The organism is Pseudobacillus sp. 179-B 2D1 NHS, assembly GCF_045370945.1.
Lineage (GTDB): Bacteria > Bacillota > Bacilli > Bacillales > Domibacillaceae > Pseudobacillus.
On sequence record NZ_JBIQDP010000010.1, the window covers coordinates 50,661 to 67,403 of the forward strand.

A 16,743-nucleotide genomic window follows, 5' to 3' on the forward strand; every position below is an offset into this window, starting at 1 on the left:
CTTTCATTATTCCGCTTTATACACACCATGTTTCACAATATCGAGGTAAGCATCAAGCTCACTCATTAACAGTTCCGGGTTCTCAAAAAAGTTATATTGCTTATTTTTTTGAAGCGTCTGATATTTTGCTGAAAGCTGCTCTACGATAAAGGCTGTCATTTGGATGACCCTTTCCTTAGACACTCCTGGCCGCAGCCTGCTCTCATCGATCAATTCTTTCGGGTACAAGCGGCTTTGCATCAAAGCAATTCCATAGGTTTCATGCTTTCTTCTTAATAAATCCTCAATCTCTGATTTAACCACTTTCGGCGGGTGCAACAGAACATCCGTGATAAACTGCATCTCTTGTTTATAAGGAGCTGTCACTTCTTGTTTCAACCAGACAGCTTCTTTAATCCGTTCAAAAAAATCATCAGATCGGATATCATCAAGTGACTCTACCGTTTTTTTCGTTGTCAGATCAATCACATGGGATGCGAGATATACATACAGATTTTTTTTGCTTTTAAAATAGTGAAAAAGAATCCCTTTAGAAATACCGGCCCGGCTTGTAATAATATCGGTAGATGCTTTTTCATAGCCATTTTTCACAAACTCTTCAATGGCTACTTTCAATATTAAATCTTTTTTAGCCTGAGGCTGCTTTTCAAAAGCTTCATACAATGCTGAACACCTCGTACTTTCATTATTAAACAGAAATATCTTTTCTCTTATATACCATAAACGCAGCAAAGAGACTAAGCAAGCATACCATTACCATAATTAATGAGTAAGCAGGCTCCAGCTTGTGATCGTTAATAATAGAAGCGGCCTCAATGTAATAAAACGGACTCATATATTTCACTACATTCAGTTCCTCTGAGAGACCTGACATCATGTTTAAAAAATAAGTGATGATGACTACAGCAATAGAGACAGCCAATGTATTTCTTGTTTTTCTCATAACAGCCGATAGCAAATAGGAGAGAGCTGCAAAGGTGAGATGAAGCAGGAGTGCTCCGATTACTAATAAAGTAAATGTTTTGTACGGCACCTCATATCCTTTTGCCAATTGGAAGCCTATCAGACTAGCCACAGCTACTACTATGTTTAAAATAAACACATTAAGAATCACAACAGCAGCTTTTTGTCCCACAATTTCATTTCTCGTTACCGGCTTTGATAACAAGAACTCAACTGTTTTGTCGTTTTCCTCCTTGGCCAGCATATTGGAAGCCAATATGGCTGCATAAATACTTCCGAGCAGCGTTGTCATCATGTATACTTCTATTCCATAAAAACCTATTAATGTACTAAGGCTGAGCTCGTTCATCTTAAATAGATCTTTCATTGAATCCGGATAGGCCTCGAATAATTTCTCCATGTCTTCTTGCTGCTCAGCAAATTGAGGAAAAATACTTAGCAGCCAAATAACCAGCCCCCCTAAAATCAAGCTCCAGATAATTAATGATTTGCGGCTACGCTTCCATTCCCTTTGAATAATCATGTATACATACTCCCCTCAGCTTTCGTAATAATGCATAAAGATTTCTTCAAGCGACGGCTCCTCTATCAACACGTCCTGCAGAGGCAAGCTGTTCAATTGCTGGAGAAGCCATTGAATGTCTCCATTGTAGAGAAGTTTGAGTTCGTTCCTTTTCACTTCGCGGCTGATCACTCCGTCGAATTCTATTGAAAGCTGATCAGCGCCTTCCATTGCAATTGTCACGTTCTTCATTTTATTTTTCGTTAAGCTTTCCATCGTTTCTACTTTCACAAGCTGGCCTTCTTTGATAATGGCCACACGATCACACATCTTTTGCACTTCGCTTAAAACATGAGAAGAGAAAAAAATCGTTGCCCCGCGCTTTTGCTCTTGATGCAGCAAGTCAAAGAAATGATGCTGCATCAATGGGTCAAGTCCACTTGTCGGTTCATCTAAAATAATAAGCTGTGGTTCATGCAAAAGCGCTTGGACAATGCCCACCTTTTTGCGGTTTCCGAAAGAAAGATCCTCGATTTTCCTATTTAAATTCAAATCAAGTATGGTAGCCAAGTCCTTCATTCTTTTCTCTTTAAAGTTTTTATGAAAGCGGGCCGAGTAAGTCAATAAGTCAATCACTTTCATATCATCATAGTAATGAACTTCAGATGGCAAATAGCCGACGTGCCGACGAATTTCCTTCGATTCTTTCACGATATCTTTTCCAAAAATAGTAGCATGACCGCTCGTCGGATAAATAAAGTTCAACAACGTGCGAATCGTTGTGCTTTTCCCAGCTCCATTCGGACCGATAAACCCAAAGATCTCTCCTTCTTCGATCGAGAAAGAAACATCTACAATCCCCCGATTGTTTTTATATGATTTCGTTAAGTTATGAAGCTCTACAATTCCCACTGTATCTCTCCCCCTCTTCCTATGCCTCTCTTATTGACTGGTCAGTCAACATAACCATACTATCCATTGACTAATCAGTCAATGTTTTTATTGGAGTTTTTATCTCGTTGTACATGAAATTTAACTTTTTCACCGCCTAATCACACCAAAACTTCACAAATAATGGATACAATAAGAAGAGAAAGTGAGGGATATATATGAATGGATTAACGGTAATGATCATAGATGATGAAGAAACAATGAGGCAGCTTTTAAAAACCTTTTTGGAGAAAGAAGGCTATGCCGTTATGGAAGCATCCAACGGAATAGATGCTCTTTCTGCTATCGATAAGCAAGTACCTGATTTATTAATAGTAGATGTCATGATGCCGTATATGGATGGCTTTACTTTCGCAGCAGAGATCAAAAGAAGATATGATTTACCGCTTATTTTTTTATCAGCTAAGGGAGAAGAATGGGATAAAATTCATGGCTTAAAACTGGGGGGCGATGATTATATCGTAAAGCCTTTTCACCCTGGTGAGCTGCTAGCCAGGATTGAATCTGTTTTAAGAAGAACCAATCCTTCTTCCCGGCAAACAAATCGCTATACGATCGGACCGCTCACTCTTGATATGCAATCTTACAAAGTAACAGTGAATGGGCGCTCTCTCTCATTAACATTAAAAGAATATGAGCTGCTTTCTTGGTTAGCACAGCATCCAGGAAAAGTTTTTTCGCGGGAACAACTGCTTCATTCCGTTTGGGGTGAGGAATACAACGGCAGCGAGAGAACGGTGGATACTCATGTGAAGACATTGCGGTTAAAGCTAAAGGATCAGTCTGCTCTCATTCAAACTGTCTGGGGAATCGGTTATAAATTTGAGGTGTCCTAGTGAGAAAGAATTTTACATTAAGTCAAAAGGTGCTATTTCTTATTTTGTCCTGTATCGTCTTCACCATTGTTTTCGCTTTCTTCTTTTTGCACTTTTTGTATAAAGACTTGTACTTGAATAGCATAAGGGAATCGGTCATTTATCAGGGCGAAAGGACAGCTTCCCACTATCACTACGGTACTTTAAGTAAAGAAATTATTGAAAAAATTCATTGGTACAATGTCGTATCTGAATACGAGATTATTGCAGTTGACAATTTGGACGAGCTCTCCACTTACTTTCCTTATAAAATCAACTATGAAGCGCTTGTCAACAAACAAGACCAAAAGCGGTTAGAACAAGGCAACTATGTCATGAAAGAGGGCTATGTAAAAGAATTTAAGCGGGAAATTATCGGCGCCATCTTCCCTATTATGGGCGAAACGGGACTGATCGGATTTATTTATATTTACGTGCCGCTGGCAGCTATTCAAGAAGTATTCCAGGGCAGCCTGCCCATCTTAATTTTAACAGGCACTATATTTTTCTTGCTCTTGTTTCTTGTCGTTAACCGGATCCGACAATCACTCTTTCAGCCGCTCACAGAAATTCAGCAATTCTCACAAGAGGTATCTAAGGGGAATTATTCGAATCGCCTGCCCATTCGTGCCAACGATGAGGTTGGTCAGCTCGCAAAAGCCTTTAACAAAATGAGTTCTTCCTTGGAAAAGCAGGATATCCGGAAAAAAGAGTTTTTATCCAATGTCGTCCATGAGTTAAGAACACCATTAACTTACATCAGCGGTTATACACAGGCGTTAAAGCAGGAAATATATACTTCGCCCGAAGAAGCCCAGCAGTATTTGAATACGATTGAAAAAGAAACCGATCGCCTAAAAAAATTAATCCATGATTTAGTTGATCTTGATCATCTCCAGGAAAGCATGTACGTGCTCGATAAGGAACCTATCGCTGTCGCCCAGCTGCTGTTAGACACGCTCCACTTGTTTGACATTCACACGAGTGAAAAAAAGATTAGAACGGAAGTGAATTTCCAGGAAGATCTCATCATTGACGGTGATGCAAAGCGAATTCAGCAGGTTATTTACAACATACTGGATAACGCCATTAAATATTCCTTTAAAGAAAGCACCCTAATCATTGACTTAAAAGCAGAAGATAACGACATGCTCCTACAAGTAATCAATCAAGGCATCAGCATTCAAGAGGAAGATCTCTCACGCATAGGTGAACGCTTTTTTCGCACAGATAAAGCCAGAAGCCGGGCAACCGGTGGAACCGGCCTTGGCCTCTCTATCGTAAAAGAAATTGTCAGGCTGCACGGCGGAACTTTTTCCATTCGCAACGGACGGGCAGCCCAAGAAATCATTGTTTCTATCCGCTTGCCGTTGCTTGTTGATCCTGTTGTTTAAAAATTGCTAAGGATTTCTCACATAAACTTCACAACCATCGTTTACGCTTGGTTCAAGTATTCTTTTTTTCCAGGCGATGAGTGATGGACGAAAAGAGGTGCGCAGCATGAAGAAAATATGGCTGCTTATACTAAGTATGACATTAATCGCGCTTTCGGGCTGCGGCTTGGATAAAACCAAGCCCTATCAAATGAAATCATTCACCTTTACTAATCAAAATGGAAAAGCGTTTGGCAGCGAAAGCCTGAAAGGAAAAGTGTGGGTCGCTAATTTTATCTTTACCAATTGCGACACTGTCTGTCCACCGATGACAGCCAATATGGCTGCTTTGCAAAAACGCTTGAGAGCAGAAGACCTTCCTGTGGAGCTTGTCTCCTTCAGTGTCGATCCGGCTGTGGATACACCGAACAAGTTAAAAAAGTATATAGCTGGTTTTACAGAAGATGAGTCGAATTGGCAGATGCTCACTGGTTATACTCAAGAGCAAATCGAGACGTTCGGCAGAGAGGAATTTCAAACGCTCATTCAAAAACCCGAATCATCGAATCAGGTCATTCATAACACAAACTTTTACTTAGTGAATCAACATGGAGAAATTGTAGAGGAGTACAGCTTTACCTTAGGAGCCCACAGTGATGACATGATTAAAGACATAAAAAAAACCTTGTCAAATAGCTGAGGCTCTTTTCATTAAAGACTGATAAATTGGAGGAATGGATATGAAGAAACTATTCTGGATGATAGCCGTCGTCTTTGCTATGACGGCACTAGCTGCATGTAATAGCGGGGCAGATAAGAAGGAAGTGGAGAAACCAAAGGCGGTACAGAAAAAGGTAGAGCCGCTGGAAGCAGTACTTGATGTTCCCGAAAAAGCAGCTGTTAACGAAAATATCGCTATGAAAGCCACTGTATCGCAAGGCGATGAAAAAGTAGCCGATGCTGATGAAGTGAAGTTTGAGGTATGGGAAGAAGGCAAAAAAGAAGAAAGCAAAATGATCAAGGCAAAAAACAATAAAGACGGCACATACGAAGCAAAAACTGCTTTTGACCATGATGGACTCTTTACTGTACAAGTACATGTGCAGGCAAGAGACCTTCATACAATGCCTTTAAAGCCAGTGACTGTCGGAAAAGGGGTAACTGAAAATCACCATGAGCATGAAAAACAAGCCGGACACAGTCATGATCACGGAGAGCATGCAGAAGGCTTTGCTATGCACTTCATGGCGCCTGAAAATGTAAAAGCGAATGTCCCCACTTCATTAACCGTTCATTTGCAAATGAAAGAAGCGCCTTTGGAAAAAGCACAAGTCCGCTATGAAATCTGGAACAAGGCCAATCCTGATAAGCACGATTGGGTGGATGTAAAAGAAACGAAACCTGGCGAGTACTCTGGTGCCTATACATTCGCTGCAGCTGGCGAGTTTACTGTAAAAGTTCATGTAGAAAACAAAGAGGGCTTGCATGAACATGAAGATCACCAAGTAAAAGTAGCTCAATAGCATGTGAACAGCCTGCAAGTATATAATGTCTACCGATAAAAGCCCATCTAGCAGATGGGCTTTTATCGTGTATTAATTATTGATATACTTCTCAAATATTTCTCCGAAATCCTTTAAGTGATATTGCTCTCGGACAGATGTCATCCATGTAAAACCGAAGTCGGTCAATTCCCGATAAGTAGTTCCTAATTGTTTTTCATCTGTGCGTGAGTTCTGCAAAATACTTGCTGCTTTATCAAGGCTTTTTGAAGCCATATCTATGTATACGCTGTTCTCGTGAGTAATCTCTGCAATGCGCAGCAAAGCTTTGTATAAATCTTTTAATTGTTCAATTTGGTCTTTTCGAACATCAATATCAAATGCCTGATTTCCTAGTTGGAATTTAATTTCAACATCCATATCAATTTTACCCGCTGTTTCAAGCACAACATTAGAGATTCTATGCTGAGCATACGGATAACGTTTTAACGTTCTTTTAGAAGACACTGCGCTTTCCCCATCTACATGGATCAAAGCGAGGTTCGTAAAACAGTATTCATCTGCTTTCGTTTTAATTAAAAAATAAATTTTTTCATCATCTTCATGCATCACATAGTCATCAGCATCTGTCTTATCATAATCCGCCGGTGAAATAATCGTTCCAATGTCCGATAAGCCAAGTGCATCGGCAGCCATTTTCTTAAACATTCACTTATCCTCCCCTTAAAAATCACAAATTAAATAGCCTTCTTTCCAATTTTAACAAGAGCTTTTTGTTAAGCAAACTCTTTTTTCATCAACTAATAAAAATAAACATTTGTGGGCCAGACGTCTGTCATGAACTATCTCCAGATGAATAAAGTGGCAAACGGCCCGATAAAAAAGAAAATTGATCCCCCTCCACTCCAGGAAAAGAAGTCAGACAAATAGAGAGGCTCCTTCAATCGATAGGATAGTGGAATAGACCATTAAACCCTCTTCTGTTTTTGCCAATTGCATTGGCAAGCCTGATAAATGAACACTCACTCTTTTTCACATACAGCAATCACACACTTCTAAAAATTAAAATCATCATCCAGACAATTTGCCAAGAAAGATTTGAATATTATCCTAAAAGTCTGTCTTTTTTGCTGTTCATCCAATATAATATATCTAAATGATATATAACTAATTGATATAAGGAGATACAATGGCAAGAGAAAATCAAACAAAGTATGCAATACTTGGGCTACTTACGACTGGATGCCGCTCTGGGTATTCTATCAAACAAATGATTGATGGAAGTTTAAACTACTTTTGGAAAGTCAGCTATGGACAAATATATCCTACTCTAAAACAGCTGGTTGATGAAGGGTTTGCAACGGTAGAAACAACTTTACAAGACAAAAAACCTGATAAAAAAGAGTATTATATAACGCCCAAAGGAAAGCAAGCTCTCCAAGAGTGGATTCAGGCGCCTTTCAAAGAGCTACCAACGGAAAAAAATGAATTTTTACTTAAGCTGTTTTTTAGCCAGCACGAGGAGAAGAACATTATTTATGCTCAGCTCTCAGAATACTTAAAAAAGCTCCATGAGCGATATCAGACCTATCAAAGCATTGAACACATGATTAATAGCAGCTATGCTGACAAACACGAGGCCCAATTTTGGCTTATGACATTGGACTATGGAAAAAGGACAACAAAAGCAGCGATTGAATGGTGTGAGTGTTGTATGAAGAAAATTGACCAGTTATAGGAGGGATCATATGCCTAAAAAAATTTTTCCCGGACGTTACACTGCCAGTTCAAATGAGGAGGTTGTCGTATTTATTATCGGTATGCGAGTGAATAAATGGTGGGCTATTCATAAATGGCTGCCCGTATTCAAAGCCATGCCAGCTATGATTCGAGAGCTGTATACAAATAAAGATCTTGGCTTTTTGTCTATGGAATCGTTTTTTGGACTGCGAACAACTATCATGGTGCAATATTGGCGTTCTGCAGACGAATTGATGGATTATGCAAAAGGACAGAACCACCTTACCGCATGGAAAGAGTTTAATCAAAAAATCGGAAACAATGGTGTGGTAGGCATTTATCATGAGACATATATTGTTCCTAAAGGACAATACGAATGTATGTATGGAAACATGCCCGCTTATGGATTGGCACGGGCTACAGGCCATCAAGCCATCACACCAGAATTGCATTCCGCCCGACAGCGCCTGGATGCAGGTTTATAAAAGATCCATTACTGGCCGATCAATCCTTGACACAAAAAAAGAGCGTCGCTTTAGAGACGCTCTTTACTTTGTTCTATAAGGTTCCATACCTTTATAAGCTTTATCAAGCATTTCTTCAGATGCTACAAAAAATACCCCTATTAAAAAGACGAAAACTGCTCCTACAACTGCCCCAATGCCCATAGGAGTTAACACACTGGAATCGCTTCCAAAGAAACCGATTAAGAAAGTTAAAATCCCAAGAGCAAGCACTGTACCACCGATGTACTTTACTGCATTTAACATCTTCCGTTTAGTTTCCATTTTATCCATCTCCCTTTCTTCTATTATTTCTCAAATTCACATTTTTGTCAATAATTTTTTCTAATTTAGACACATCTTTTATATATATTACTATTGACTTTTCCGTTTGTTCATAAAACTAAAATCTATTTATTCCATAATAATTATCATTAGGAAAAATTTACCTGACGGTAGGTTTCTTACCGGTTTACCTTATAAAATAAGAGATTAATATATTGCATATTCCTATCCAGGTAGTTTACCTGTATAATATATAGAGAAAATATAGAATTTATGCAGGATGGTGAATTCCAGTGCCAATACCTACTGATCATTCAAAGCTGGTAAGAAAATCAGCAAAAGAAAGCGCATTCAGCCAGCTGCTACAATGGATTATTGACGGCACCTTGCGTCCGGGCGAAAAATTGAATGACAAAGAGCTTGCTGAGGCTTTAGGTGTCAGCAGAACTCCAATTCGTGAATCGCTGCAGCTTCTTGAAGCACAAGGATTTGTAGAAATGTACCCAGGTAAATCAACACAAGTGACAAGAGTGGAAGAAGAATCAATGAAAGATATCCTCCCACCCTTAGCAGCATTACAAGCATTGGCAGCTGAACTGGCTGTCCCCCATTTAACAGATGAAGCAACCCTGCTGCTAGAAATGACAAATGAACAATTAGCTGAGGCTGTACGTTCAAAAAATTACTTTGGTGCTCTAAAAATTGATGAAGAGTTTCACCAAATTATTGTCGATACAGCCAATAACCCTTATCTTCTTAAAATGATTCCATCTTTACAATCACATGTTCGGAGATTATTTTTTCACAGTTCGCTTGTTTTAACGGAAAAGACGATAGAAGAACATGCAGCGATCATTAAACACTTAAAGGATCGGGATGCTACAGGGGCTGCGGCAAGCATGAGGAAGAACTGGCTTCGTTCGATCGAAGAATTTCGCTCGCTCAAATCACTATAAACATAAAAGCCGGCTCCCTCTCAAGAGAGGGAGCCGGCTTTTATTAAGCTTCAACAGTTGATAACTTTTGAAGACGGACAATCACTCCTGTAATGACGATTACGATTAAAACTGGCAACAACCAGCCAAGTCCCTGGCCGTATAACGGCAATACTTGCTCGTAAAATGACACTACCGCTTTCATCCAATTAAAGTATGGAATGCTGAATGAATCACAGAATGTTTTGAGGCCATCGATTGTACTGATTAGCAATGCTACTATTGTGGCTGCTACATAAACAACCCGTGAATGATTAAACAATGGCGATAAGAATGTTAACAACATTAAAGTAATAGCCAGCGGATACAGGAACATTAAGACTGGAATTGAGTACATAATAATGTTGGATAACCCAAAGTTCGCAATGATAAATGAGAACAATGAAAAGAAAACAACAAACTTTTTATAGCTTACTTTCGGGAACAAAGTATGGAAGTACTCACCACACGCTGTAATTAACCCAATACTTGTTGTTAAACATGCCAGTATAATGATCACTGACAGCATCACTGTTCCGAAGCTTCCAAAATAATAAGAAGCTGCGCTGTTAAGAACAGGGCCCCCCGTATCAAAAACTCCGAATTTCTCTGTGCTTGTAGCACCTAAATAAGCAATACCTACATAGATGATAGCAAGGAAAAAGATTGCCACAGTCCCCGCTTTAATTGTTGCGGATAATACCTCTCCTTTGGATGTCACACCCATGGAGCGAATCGCATTAATAACAATAATTCCGAAGACAAGCGAAGCGAGCGCATCCATTGTGTTGTATCCTTCTAAGAAACCTTTCACAAATGCCCCGTTTGCATACATTTCCTGAGGAGCCTCAATAGATCCCATAGGTTTAGCAATAACAGTAATTAATAAGATCAAGAGCAGTATAATCAGTGCTGGTGATAGAATCTTTCCAACCCGGTCAACAATCTTTGAAGGGTTTAATGACAGCCACATCGTAACACCAAAGAACACTAGAGTAAAAATCAATAACCCTACTTGTGCAGAGCCCTCACCTACAAACGGAGATATACCGATATCGTAAGCGACTGTACCTGTACGCGGAGTGGCGAAAAATGGTCCGATCGTTAAATAAAGAAGCGAAGTGAAAATAACTGCGTATATCGGATGGACACGACTTGCCAGTTCTTGAAGATTAGAACTGCCCGAGAAGCCCATCGCTAAAATTCCGAGAAACGGCAGCCCTACTCCAGTTGTTAAAAAGCCAATAACCGCTGGCCAAACGTTCGTGCCGGCATTTTGGCCAAGCTGCGCTGGAAAAATAAGATTACCCGCTCCAAAAAATAGTGCAAACAACATAACTCCAATTGCAAGATAAGCTGAAAATGATAATTTCGACTTCATATAGTTTATTCCTTTCTAAATTACAAAATCTATTTTCGCTCAATAAAGATCCTATTCGAAGTATGCAATATATCGCTAGAACTATATTACTTCTATTGCTCTGTAATTTCAATATATTATTGTAAAATATTTTGAAGATTTAAAAATAGTTAAAGCGCTTTCTATAAAAAGGGCGATACCTTCTCTCACTCTTGATATAAGCTGATCCTTCCTTGGTAGATCCATATTGAGATAACATTATTCTAGATGTCAGCAAAGAATCTTTAACTTTTTTCTTCAATATTAATCTTTTAAATATTTTATCAGTGTAAAAAGCATCCTAAAAATTCAGGACGCTCTAAATCAAGATGTTTCAGACCATCACGCTTGAAAAATCATTTCCCTTTTACGTCAACTTGTGAGTTTCAGCAACTCTGCCGCTTCATTTTCCGTAATATCTTTTATCATGATTAATTCACTAATTAGAATACGCTTGGCACGGTCAAGCAACTGCTTTTCAACAGAGTTAAGCGCTTTTTCCCGTTCATAATGAAGCAAGTCTCGAACTACTTCAGCTGTGTCCTGCATTTCTCCTGTCTTCATTTTTTCCGTATTCTTTTTTAACCTTTCCTTCCACGAAAGCGAACAATCAGATACCTTATTATCAAAGTCGGATAATATCTCTTTTGCTACTTTTCTGCTAGTAATCGAACGGATTCGTGATTTCTTGATCACCTTTACAGGAATCATGACATCCATCTTACTAAGAGGAATGGCAATAACACAGTACTCTTGTGTTTTCCCTTGGATTTCTCGTTCTTCTATGGCTTCGATCACCCCTGCTCCATACATTGGATAAAAAACCTTGTCGCCAACTTGAAACAAATCCTCCACCTCCATTCACATTTACAACTACTATGTTATCACAACAATATTTTTATTCAAATTTTTAAATATATCACGAATATTTAAAATAATCAATATTCTTTTTCTTGTATATAAACCAAAATTCTTGTACTTATGAAGATTTTTATCGTCAACATTTAATTCATCCTTTGTAACCTTGAGAACATAAAACGCATGCAGGAAGAAACCTGCATGCGACAGTAAATATTGACTATGATACTTACAACTTGAAACAGCCGCCTGGGCTTGTGCGCTCTCGGATCACCTATTCACACCTTGCCTTCTCTCTTATCGTTTTTCTTAGTAGTTCTAATACCTGGCTGCCAGTTCTTTCTCTATCAAGCGTTGCTGGCCTTATTTTTCTCCTTCATTAATAAACGCTTCATAGTCGCCTTCACTTAGCAGCACCTTCAGTTCTTCCGGATTAGACATCTCCACTTCGATCAACCAGCCCTCTTTATAAGGCTGCTCGTTAATTAATTCAGGATTGTCCTCTAACCGTTCATTAACAGTCATAACCGTGCCTGAGAGAGGAGAAAATAATTCTGACACCGCCTTAACAGATTCAATAGTTCCCATAGATTCATTGGCCGTTACTTCGTCATTCATCTCTGGATTTTCTACAAATACAATATCCCCTAACTGCTTTTGGGCATAATCAGAAATACCAATTCTTACCCGGTTTTCACTTAATTGAAGTACCCATTCATGTTCTTCGCTATATAGTAAATTCGCTGTTGCTTCTGTCATCTGTTCTTCTCCCTTTCCCCTCAAACGTTCTCTTTGTTTTATAAATCCAATCGCGTCCTACTTAACTAACATATATATCAAAAAACAGTTTATACCCCACTTATAAGCCGGTGTCTTTATCCTAACAGTCACTGCCTTTTTACTGAGCTTCTTCCTGTAAATGGCTACCGCTCCCCCAAGCAATAGTCATTTCTTCTCCCACCGACAACACTTTTATTCAAGCTGCTCTCTGTCATCGTTACTTCTATATAAATAAACACTGATATCCCTTTTATATAGCAATCGTCTTTCCCATCCATAAATTGCTTTATTTCTTACTGCAGAAGAGCTGTTCTTTTATCCTCTGACCAGTCTCAGTCATAGCAAGACCGCCAAGAGCCGTTTCTCTTAATGTTCTTGGCATATCTTTCCCCACTTTGTACATTGCCTCAATTACCTCATCACATGGAATGCGGCTTTCTACTCCTGCAAGAGCCAAGTCTGCAGCCGAAAAAGCAATGGATGTACCGATCGCATTCCGTTTAATACAAGGCACTTCAACAAGCCCTGCCACCGGATCACAAACCAATCCTAGGAGAGACTTCATCGCTATCGCCGTTGCATGCACAGCTTGCTCTGGGCTGCCTCCCTTTAATTCAGTGATGGTGCCAGCAGCCATGGCGGCTGCCGAGCCCACTTCCGCCTGGCATCCTCCAGCAGCCCCGGAAATAAACGAACGATTAGCAATCACATAGCCGAGCATGCTGGCGGTAAACAGTCCCATAACCAACTCCTTAAAGGGCGTTCCGTCATTGTGATGAAGCGAAAAGAGCACGCCTGGCAAAATGCCTGCTGCTCCGGCAGTGGGCGTAGCCACAATGACTCCCATTCTGGCATTGCTTTCCGAAGTAGCCAGTGAGAAAGTCATTGCCTGACTAATATAGCTGCCTGTAAGCGTTTTTCCTCCTCGTACGTAATCTCGCATTTTTACGGCATCTCCTCCGGAAATTCCGCTCGGCGCGGATGAGGAATCCTCTGTTCCACTGTCGACCGCTTCCTTCATTTTGATGAGCCGTTCTTCCATCATGCGAAGAATCGTTTGTTGATTTTTGCCTGATTTCTTTTCTTCTAGCAGCAGCATCACTTCACCGATACTTTTCTGCTCCTTTTCACAAGACTTCAGAAGCTGTTTCATTGATAAGATCTCCATCAGGCATTCCTCGCAATTTCTTCTCTTAATCGATATATCTGATAGTTTCTAGCCAGCACCGAAAAATCATCGCTCGTGCTCAAACGAATATCGACCATTCGGCCGTTGATCATAAAGATTTTCGATAACCCGCCTCCGAGAGAAGCACCGCCTACTTTTACAAGCTGGTTCCCCCGTCTAGCTGTAACCATAGCCGTGTTCGGATGGTCAAAAAATAAGCAGCTTCCTTGCGGCTCAATCGTATAATCCAGGCCAACCTCCCCGGCCCGCTTCAGAGCATCCCGAATGCCCGAGTCATCCGTCCCCATGCCAAGTAAACCGCCAAGCAGTGCTTTATCCGTTCCATGCCCTTGATAGGTTTCAGCAAAGGAATCATAGAAGACAATATCCGCCTCTTCAGGACACCCGCCCAACCATTCATAAATAAATTTGCCAATCGATACAACGCCAGCGGTGTGAGAACTTGACGGCCCCACCATAATAGGCCCGATAATGTCAAAGCAGCTTTGAAATTCCATTTTGTTGCTCCTTTCCTATACGTTGACTGACTGTTGGAATAATGGATAAGCTTCGCAAATAGAGGCCGTTGTTTCTTTTGCCTGTGCCAGTACCGCCGGTTCCCCTTTGTTTTTCAACACAGCGGCTATCACCTGAGCAATTTTCTCCATTTGCTCTTCTTTCATGCCGCGCGTAGTTAACGCAGCTGTTCCATCCGCACTCCGCTCGTCACAAACGGGCCTTCCGGATCATAAGGAATCGTGTTCTTATTTACGGTAATACCTGCTTCCTCAAGCAAACGCTCTGCTTCTTTTCCAGTCAGACTCCACGGACGCACATCCAGCAGGACAAGGTGGTTATCTGTCCCCCCGGAAACAAGAGCAGCTCCTTCCCTCTTTAACGCTTCGCCCAGTGCCTGGCTGTTTCGGATAACTTGCTTGGCATACTCTTTAAAGTCCGGCTGCGCCGCTTCGTTGAAAGCTACCGCTTTTGCTGCAATAATGTGCATAAGGGGGCCTCCCTGGATTCCTGGGAATACTGCTTTGTTAATAGCCTTAATGATTTCCTCGTCGTTCGTTAACACAATGCCGCCCCGAGGCCCCCTCAATGTTTTGTGGGTAGTGCTTGTCACAACATCTGCATAAGGAACAGGAGAAGGGTGAAGACCTGCTGCCACCAGCCCGGCGATATGCGCCATGTCCACCATCAATTTCGCGTCCACTTGATCGGCAATCTCTTTAAAGCGGGCAAAATCAATCGTTCTCGGATAAGCACTCGCCCCGGCAATGATCAATTTCGTTTTTTCTTTATGGGCAATCTCCTCCAATTCATCGTAATCAATTAATTGCGTATCCTCCTTTACTCCATAAGAAACAACCTCAAACCATTTGCCAGAAATACTCACAGGGCTTCCGTGAGTTAAATGTCCGCCATGCGAAAGATTCATGCCCATGATTTTATCGCCAGGCTGAAGCAGTGCATAAAAGACGGCGAGATTCGCCTGCGCCCCCGAGTGAGGCTGCACATTGGCATATTTAGCACAAAATAGGTTGGTCAGACGTTCAATCGCTGCCCGTTCCGCCACATCGACAAATTCACAGCCCCCATAGTAGCGCCTTCCCGGATATCCTTCCGCGTACTTATTCGTCATTACACTTCCCATAGCTTCTAATACATCCGGGCTGACAAAGTTTTCTGATGCAATCAATTCCAATGTCTCATGCTGGCGTCTCTTTTCTTTCTCAATCGCCTCAAAAATAGTAAAATCATTTTTTTGCAAACTCATTTCCTTGCCTCCTATTCAGATTTCCTCTTTTAAACATGTGCTGTACATTTATCTCTCGCTACCTTTTTCTGCACACAAAAAAGGACAGAAAAGGGTAACATTTCCCTTCTCTGTCCTTTTACCTGAGAGTTTAACTCTTATCGATCGTAGAGTCTTCCCCTTTGGTGGCGTACCTAAACGCGCTCTCCAGAGGTGCGTCCCATTGTGGTTCTTCTACCTGAGAGATTAGCTCCAAGGGTCTTTTTGGAACTTGCTCCTTCGGTGGCTTATTGCTCGTGCTCTCCCACAATCGTCATCCGCTATTTTTGTTTAGAATATTAAAAATAATTATAATTGTCAACCACTTTTTTCAATTTATGAAGATAGGAAAAAGCAATATAAAAAGAGCACTCTGAAAAACCAGAAAATGCTCTTTTATTAAATAACGTCTATTTAGTTAGATAAAACGAACTGTTTCTTCCAGCGGAAGACGAGTCGTTTTATGAGCAGGCGCAGCAGCTTTACCAATAGCGATTAAAACAATTGGAATGTAGCGTTCCGGTACATCAAACCGCTCAGCAAACTTCTGCTTATCAAAGCCGCCCATAGTTACCGTATCATAACCATTCGCTTTGGCAATAAGCATAAGCTGCATAGAGACGAGCCCTGCATCAAATGAAGCAATATTGGCTCTTGCTTCAACTGGCGCATTAGGATACGTATTATATGTGTTTTGAATCAGTTTATTCATACTCGCTTCATCCATAAAGCCAGCTTCATAGCTGCTTTGGTATACCTTTTCAACATTTTTATACATTTCTACATCGCCTAGAACAGCAATGACAGCTGAAGATGTCTCCACTTGCTCTTGGTTGTAAGCAATGGCTCTTAGTTCCTTCTTTACCTCCTCATTATCAATAACGATAAAGCGCCATGGCTGAAGGTTGCTAGATGAAGGAGCTAGCATCGCTTCTTGCAGCATTTCTTCTATTTCATTTCTCGAAATTTTATAAGTTGGATCATATTTTCTAACAGAATGGCGATTGCGAATCACTTCTGATAAACTTTGCATAGTTGTTGTCACTTTCTTTCCCTCCTAATTGAACTTACTTTAAGTAAGTTCAAAACC

The 16,743-nt window shown here is 40.6% G+C and carries 18 protein-coding genes, 1 pseudogene and 2 riboswitches; of the genes and pseudogenes, 7 read left to right on the top strand and 12 right to left on the bottom strand.

What is annotated here, in order from left to right; translation table 11 throughout:
• Positions 1 to 6: 6 nt before the first annotated feature.
• Genes ACH0BF_RS11745 through ACH0BF_RS11755 form a run of 3 tightly spaced genes read right to left on the bottom strand, consistent with a single transcriptional unit; the run spans position 7 to position 2,377 of the window.
• Positions 7 to 663: a TetR/AcrR family transcriptional regulator gene (locus ACH0BF_RS11745; RefSeq protein WP_120034600.1), complete on the bottom strand. Its 657-nt coding sequence runs from the start codon at positions 661 to 663 to the stop codon at positions 7 to 9.
• 25 nt (positions 664 to 688) lie between these two features.
• A complete protein-coding gene (locus ACH0BF_RS11750; RefSeq protein WP_340852437.1) occupies positions 689 to 1,486 on the bottom strand; it encodes an ABC transporter permease subunit in 798 nt (265 codons plus the stop codon).
• 15 nt (positions 1,487 to 1,501) lie between these two features.
• Entirely contained in the window at positions 1,502 to 2,377 is an 876-nt protein-coding gene (locus ACH0BF_RS11755) for an ABC transporter ATP-binding protein (protein WP_340852434.1), read from the bottom strand.
• A 197-nt stretch (positions 2,378 to 2,574) separates the two neighbouring features.
• Here ACH0BF_RS11755 and ACH0BF_RS11760 point away from each other — a divergent pair, with 197 nt between their 5' ends.
• From ACH0BF_RS11760 to ACH0BF_RS11775, 4 genes are all read left to right on the top strand, one after another.
• A complete protein-coding gene (locus ACH0BF_RS11760; protein ID WP_120034606.1) occupies positions 2,575 to 3,252 on the top strand; it encodes a response regulator transcription factor in 678 nt (225 codons plus the stop codon).
• A complete protein-coding gene (locus ACH0BF_RS11765) occupies positions 3,252 to 4,664 on the top strand; it encodes a sensor histidine kinase (RefSeq protein ID WP_340852432.1) in 1,413 nt (470 codons plus the stop codon). The genes ACH0BF_RS11760 and ACH0BF_RS11765 overlap by 1 nt, the downstream gene beginning before the upstream one ends.
• A 106-nt stretch (positions 4,665 to 4,770) precedes the next feature.
• Positions 4,771 to 5,343 (top strand): SCO family protein, encoded by a 573-nt coding sequence (locus ACH0BF_RS11770; RefSeq protein ID WP_120034611.1) that lies wholly within the window; start codon positions 4,771 to 4,773, stop codon positions 5,341 to 5,343.
• 40 nt (positions 5,344 to 5,383) lie between these two features.
• A complete protein-coding gene (locus ACH0BF_RS11775) occupies positions 5,384 to 6,166 on the top strand; it encodes a FixH family protein (RefSeq protein ID WP_340852428.1) in 783 nt (260 codons plus the stop codon).
• Between the two features lie 72 nt (positions 6,167 to 6,238).
• Here the strand turns inward: ACH0BF_RS11775 and ACH0BF_RS11780 are convergent, their stop codons facing one another.
• Positions 6,239 to 6,853, bottom strand: coding sequence for a PH domain-containing protein (locus tag ACH0BF_RS11780; protein ID WP_340852426.1), 615 nt, complete (start codon positions 6,851 to 6,853; stop codon positions 6,239 to 6,241).
• Between the two features lie 481 nt (positions 6,854 to 7,334).
• Here ACH0BF_RS11780 and ACH0BF_RS11785 point away from each other — a divergent pair, with 481 nt between their 5' ends.
• Positions 7,335 to 7,883 (top strand): PadR family transcriptional regulator, encoded by a 549-nt coding sequence (locus ACH0BF_RS11785; RefSeq protein ID WP_340852425.1) that lies wholly within the window; start codon positions 7,335 to 7,337, stop codon positions 7,881 to 7,883.
• Between the two features lie 10 nt (positions 7,884 to 7,893).
• Positions 7,894 to 8,370, top strand: a complete 477-nt coding sequence (locus tag ACH0BF_RS11790) for a DUF4188 domain-containing protein (RefSeq protein ID WP_340852423.1) — start codon at positions 7,894 to 7,896, stop codon at positions 8,368 to 8,370.
• Positions 8,371 to 8,433: 63 nt separating this feature from the next.
• On the opposite strand, the gene ACH0BF_RS11795 is transcribed toward ACH0BF_RS11790, so the two are convergent.
• Positions 8,434 to 8,673 carry a hypothetical protein gene (locus tag ACH0BF_RS11795; RefSeq protein WP_120034621.1) on the bottom strand — a complete coding sequence of 80 codons (240 nt, stop codon included), beginning with the start codon at positions 8,671 to 8,673 and terminating at the stop codon, positions 8,434 to 8,436.
• Between the two features lie 293 nt (positions 8,674 to 8,966).
• Here ACH0BF_RS11795 and ACH0BF_RS11800 point away from each other — a divergent pair, with 293 nt between their 5' ends.
• Positions 8,967 to 9,629, top strand: a complete 663-nt coding sequence (locus tag ACH0BF_RS11800) for a GntR family transcriptional regulator (protein ID WP_340852419.1) — start codon at positions 8,967 to 8,969, stop codon at positions 9,627 to 9,629.
• Positions 9,630 to 9,672: 43 nt separating this feature from the next.
• Here ACH0BF_RS11800 and brnQ read toward each other — a convergent pair whose 3' ends face one another.
• The 7 genes and pseudogenes from brnQ to ACH0BF_RS11835 all read right to left on the bottom strand — a co-directional run bounded on the left by brnQ (position 9,673) and on the right by ACH0BF_RS11835 (position 16,698).
• Positions 9,673 to 11,028, bottom strand: coding sequence for a branched-chain amino acid transport system II carrier protein (gene brnQ, locus ACH0BF_RS11805; protein ID WP_340852418.1), 1,356 nt, complete (start codon positions 11,026 to 11,028; stop codon positions 9,673 to 9,675).
• Between the two features lie 390 nt (positions 11,029 to 11,418).
• Complete coding sequence (locus tag ACH0BF_RS11810) at positions 11,419 to 11,892, bottom strand: CarD family transcriptional regulator (RefSeq protein WP_259455608.1); 474 nt, start codon at positions 11,890 to 11,892, stop codon at positions 11,419 to 11,421.
• Positions 11,893 to 12,267: 375 nt separating this feature from the next.
• A complete protein-coding gene (gcvH, locus tag ACH0BF_RS11815) occupies positions 12,268 to 12,663 on the bottom strand; it encodes a glycine cleavage system protein GcvH (protein WP_340852414.1) in 396 nt (131 codons plus the stop codon).
• 307 nt (positions 12,664 to 12,970) lie between these two features.
• Positions 12,971 to 13,852 (bottom strand): L-serine ammonia-lyase, iron-sulfur-dependent, subunit alpha, encoded by an 882-nt coding sequence (gene sdaAA / locus ACH0BF_RS11820; protein WP_120034631.1) that lies wholly within the window; start codon positions 13,850 to 13,852, stop codon positions 12,971 to 12,973.
• The gene (locus ACH0BF_RS11825) at positions 13,852 to 14,370 is read right to left on the bottom strand and encodes a serine dehydratase beta chain (protein WP_120034633.1); all 519 of its coding nucleotides are present in this window, start codon (positions 14,368 to 14,370) and stop codon (positions 13,852 to 13,854) included. The genes sdaAA and ACH0BF_RS11825 overlap by 1 nt, the downstream gene beginning before the upstream one ends.
• A 15-nt stretch (positions 14,371 to 14,385) precedes the next feature.
• Positions 14,386 to 15,635 (bottom strand): annotated as a pseudogene (glyA, locus tag ACH0BF_RS11830) (serine hydroxymethyltransferase).
• 108 nt (positions 15,636 to 15,743) lie between these two features.
• A riboswitch (glycine riboswitch) is annotated at positions 15,744 to 15,827 on the bottom strand.
• Positions 15,828 to 15,830: 3 nt separating this feature from the next.
• A riboswitch (glycine riboswitch) is annotated at positions 15,831 to 15,931 on the bottom strand.
• Positions 15,932 to 16,071: 140 nt separating this feature from the next.
• Positions 16,072 to 16,698 (bottom strand): nitroreductase family protein, encoded by a 627-nt coding sequence (locus ACH0BF_RS11835; RefSeq protein ID WP_340852410.1) that lies wholly within the window; start codon positions 16,696 to 16,698, stop codon positions 16,072 to 16,074.
• Between the last annotated feature and the right edge of the window lie 45 nt (positions 16,699 to 16,743).

Excerpts from the sequence above, each read along its gene's own strand:
- ACH0BF_RS11750 (WP_340852437.1), bottom strand. The coding sequence starts at position 1,486 with ATGATTATTCAAAGGGAATGGAAGCGTAGCCGCAAATCATTAATTATC.
- ACH0BF_RS11760 (WP_120034606.1), top strand. The coding sequence starts at position 2,575 with ATGAATGGATTAACGGTAATGATCATAGATGATGAAGAAACAATGAGG.
- ACH0BF_RS11770 (WP_120034611.1), top strand. The coding sequence starts at position 4,771 with ATGAAGAAAATATGGCTGCTTATACTAAGTATGACATTAATCGCGCTT.
- ACH0BF_RS11775 (WP_340852428.1), top strand. The coding sequence starts at position 5,384 with ATGAAGAAACTATTCTGGATGATAGCCGTCGTCTTTGCTATGACGGCA.
- ACH0BF_RS11780 (WP_340852426.1), bottom strand. The coding sequence starts at position 6,853 with ATGTTTAAGAAAATGGCTGCCGATGCACTTGGCTTATCGGACATTGGA.
- ACH0BF_RS11785 (WP_340852425.1), top strand. The coding sequence starts at position 7,335 with ATGGCAAGAGAAAATCAAACAAAGTATGCAATACTTGGGCTACTTACG.
- ACH0BF_RS11790 (WP_340852423.1), top strand. The coding sequence starts at position 7,894 with ATGCCTAAAAAAATTTTTCCCGGACGTTACACTGCCAGTTCAAATGAG.
- ACH0BF_RS11795 (WP_120034621.1), bottom strand. The coding sequence starts at position 8,673 with ATGGAAACTAAACGGAAGATGTTAAATGCAGTAAAGTACATCGGTGGT.
- brnQ (WP_340852418.1), bottom strand. The coding sequence starts at position 11,028 with ATGAAGTCGAAATTATCATTTTCAGCTTATCTTGCAATTGGAGTTATG.
- gcvH (WP_340852414.1), bottom strand. The coding sequence starts at position 12,663 with ATGACAGAAGCAACAGCGAATTTACTATATAGCGAAGAACATGAATGG.
- sdaAA (WP_120034631.1), bottom strand. The coding sequence starts at position 13,852 with ATGGAGATCTTATCAATGAAACAGCTTCTGAAGTCTTGTGAAAAGGAG.
- ACH0BF_RS11825 (WP_120034633.1), bottom strand. The coding sequence starts at position 14,370 with ATGGAATTTCAAAGCTGCTTTGACATTATCGGGCCTATTATGGTGGGG.